Source organism: Streptomyces sp. 8K308 (assembly GCF_004348315.1).
Classification (GTDB): Bacteria; Actinomycetota; Actinomycetes; order Streptomycetales; family Streptomycetaceae; genus Streptomyces.
On sequence record NZ_SMKC01000526.1, the window covers coordinates 1 to 3,227 of the forward strand.

Annotated in this window: 2 protein-coding genes; both read right to left on the reverse strand. The window is 73.1% G+C overall.

What is annotated here, in order from left to right:
• Positions 1–43: 43 nt before the first annotated feature.
• Positions 44–700 (reverse strand): HAD-IA family hydrolase, encoded by a 657-nt coding sequence (locus E1265_RS35155; protein ID WP_132935011.1) that lies wholly within the window; start codon positions 698–700, stop codon positions 44–46.
• Between the two features lie 180 nt (positions 701–880).
• Entirely contained in the window at positions 881–2,914 is a 2,034-nt protein-coding gene (locus E1265_RS35160; protein ID WP_132935012.1) for an MDR family MFS transporter, read from the reverse strand.
• Positions 2,915–3,227: the final 313 nt, after the last annotated feature.

The window sequence follows — 3,227 nt, forward strand, 5'->3', positions numbered from 1 at the left end:
GGCGGGGGAGATCCCCGGTGCGAAGCGCCGCGCCGCGGCGGCGTCAGGCGACGCGGAGCGTCAGGACGCGGTCCGCCCCCGCGGCCAGCGTGACGCCGCGCAACGTCGCCACCCACGCCGTCGGCCCGTGCGCCGCGGCCGACGCGCCGACGCCCACGACCCGCATGCCGGCGGCCCGCGCCGCCGCGATGCCAGCCAGGGAGTCCTCGAAGACGACGCAGTCCGCCGGCGCCACGCCCAGCTCGGCCGCGGCCTTGAGGAAGCCCTCCGGGTCCGGCTTGCTGGCGCTGACCGACTCCTGGGTGATCCTGATGTCCGGGATCCGCAGGCCCGCCGCCGTCATGCGGGCCGTGGCCAGGGGGACGTCGGCCGAGGTGACCAGCGCGTGCGGGTGGGGCTCAACGGCCGCGAGGAACTCCGCGGCGCCCGGGATGGGCACGATGTCGGCGAGGTCGGCGGTCTCCTGGGCCAGCATCCGGCGCGCGTCGGCGAGGTTGAGCTCGACGGGCCGGTCGGGCAGCAGTTCGGCCATGGTGGCGTGCCCCTGGCGGCCCGGCATGACGGCCAGCACCCGCTCGGGATCGAGGCCCGTCTCGGTGGCCCAGCCCCGCCACACCCGCTCCACGGCGGCCGCCGAGTCGACCAGGGTGCCGTCCATGTCCAACAGCAGGGCGCGAGCGGTCAGTTGGACGGCGGGCATGGTGCGGTGCCTCCGGTCGGAGAGGGGGGCGAGGACCAGTGGCTCCGCCCGGGTGGTCGGGGAAGCGGGCGGAACCACTTTGTTTGACCACGGTACAAAACGGGGGCCGCCTCGCGCCAGCCCCTCCCCGCTCTTCGCCGCCCGTTCCGCCGCCCGTTCCGCCGCGCGTCGCGCGGCGGATCACTCGCGTTCGACCTCGCGCGGCGCCCTCGGCCCGGCGCCGAGCTCGGCGCCCAGCTCCCGCACCAGGTCGACGAGGTCGCGCGGCCGCTCCGGGCCCCACCAGTCGCCGAGCAGCGCGGCCAGCTCCTCCTCGCGCTCGTGCGCTAGGCGTTCGGTGAGCTCGCGCCCCCGCTCGGTGGCCAGCAGCGAGAGCCCGTCGCGCCTGGCCAGGCCGCGTTCCTCCAACTGGCGGGCGGCGGGGGCCATCACGGAGATCGGCAGCGAGATCCGCTCGGCGAGCGGCGCCGGCTGGACCGCACCCTCCTGCCGGATCCGCAGCAGCAGCCAGCAGGCGGCCGGCAGCAGGTCGACGCCGACGCGTTCGGCGATCCTCGCGTACAGGTCGCGCCGCCCGGCGCGGGTGCCGAGCAGCGAGAGGGCTCGCGCGCACTCGTCGTGGGAGGAGCGCACCACGGGCGTCGGCGGCACCGTCTCGCTGGCGTCCGGGGCCCGCACGCTGGCGCGCAGCGGGTCCTCGCGCAGCGACCAGGACAGCAGGTGGGCGACGACCACCACCGGCACGGCGTAGAGGAACACGTCGGTGATCGCGTCCGCGTAGGAGTCGAGCACTCGGTCCCTGAGCCCGGCCGGGAGCGCGCCGATGCCGCGCGGGTCGTGCTCCAACGAGTCGACGCTCACGCCGGGCGGCAGCGAGGCGCCGCGCAGCGCGTCGTCGAGCCCCTGCCGCAGCCGGTCGGTGAAGATCGTGCCGAAGACCGCCACGCCGAACGCGGCGCCGATGGAGCGGAAGAACGTGACCCCCGAGGTGGCCACGCCCAGGTCGCGGTAGTCGACGGCGTTCTGCACCGCCAGCACGAGCACTTGAAGCACCAGGCCGATGCCCAGCCCGAAGACGAAGAAGTACAGGTTCATGACGAGGTCGCCCGTGCCCCTGCCGAGCAGGTGCAGCAGCAGCAGGCCGACGACCGTGACGGCGGTGCCGAGCACCGGGTAGAGCTTCCAGCGGCCGGTGCGACTGATCAGCTGCCCGGAGAGGGTGGACGCCAGCAGCAGACCGATCACCATCGGCAGCAGGTGGACGCCGGAGAGCGTGGGGGAGATGCCGCGCACCACCTGGAGGAACGTCGGCAGGTAGGTCATCGCGCCGAACATCGCGAAGCCGACGACGAAGGCGACGGCGCTGCAGAGCGTGAAGGTGCGGCTGCCGAACAGACCGAGCGGCAGCACGGGCTCCGCCGCCCGCCGCTCGACGAGGACGAAGCCGACCAGGCCGCAGGCCGCGGCGACCGCGAGCAGCAGGATCTGCCAGGAGCCCCAGGCCCAGGTGGAGCCGCCGAGCGAGGCGATGATCACCAGGGCGCCGGCCACGCCGGCGATCAGCGCGGTGCCGGCGTAGTCGATGACGTGCGGCACGCGGTGCCTGGGGATGTGCAGCGTGGCGGCGATCACGAGCAGGGTGAAGACGCCGATCGGCAGGTTGACGTAGAAGACCCAGCGCCAGCTCAGGTGGTCGACGAAGAAGCCGCCGAGCAGCGGTCCGAGCACGCTGGTGGCGCCGAACACGGCGCCGAACACGCCCTGGTAGCGGCCGCGTTCCCGGGGCGGGACGAGGTCGCCGACGATCGCCATCGACAACACCATCAGACCGCCGCCGCCGAGCCCCTGGAGAAATCGGTAACCGATCAGCGCCGCCATGCTGTGCGCGATCCCACAGAGCGCGGAACCGATCAGAAAGATAACAATCGCGGTCTGGAACAGCTTTTTTCGGCCGTACTGGTCGCCGAGCTTCCCCCACAGCGGCGTGCCGGCCGTGGCCGCCAGGAGATAGGCGGTGACGACCCAGGCTAGGTGCTCAAGGCCGCCGAGGTCGCTGACGATGGTGGGCAGCGTCGTGGCGACGATGGTCTGGTCCAGGGCCGCGAGGAACAGCCCGAGCAGCAGCGCTCCGAGCGACAGCCACAGCGCGCCGGGGGAGTGGGCTTCTGGCGCGGTTCCGGCGGCGGGTGCGGTCGGCGCCGGCCGAGCCGACATGGGCGCCTCCTCTCGGCGAGCGGGTTCTCCGGCCGGATGATCAGTTCTCGGTGGGGTATGCGCGTTTCCCTCGCTATTTTGTCCGTGTTTGCCTTGTCCGGCTTCTTGAGTGATCGGGCCCCGTCCCTGAGGGAGGTGGGGCATAATCGCTGCCAATCGAAACCGGGGGAGGGGGGCGCGGTGACCGACCAGTTCGATTGCTTGATCTGTGGCCGTCCCGCGTTAGCGAACGGCGAGCCGAGCTGCGACTGCCTCACCCACTCGCTCTCCCGCCCCGTCCATCCGCCGGACTGGGAGTCCGACCCTGCCGACG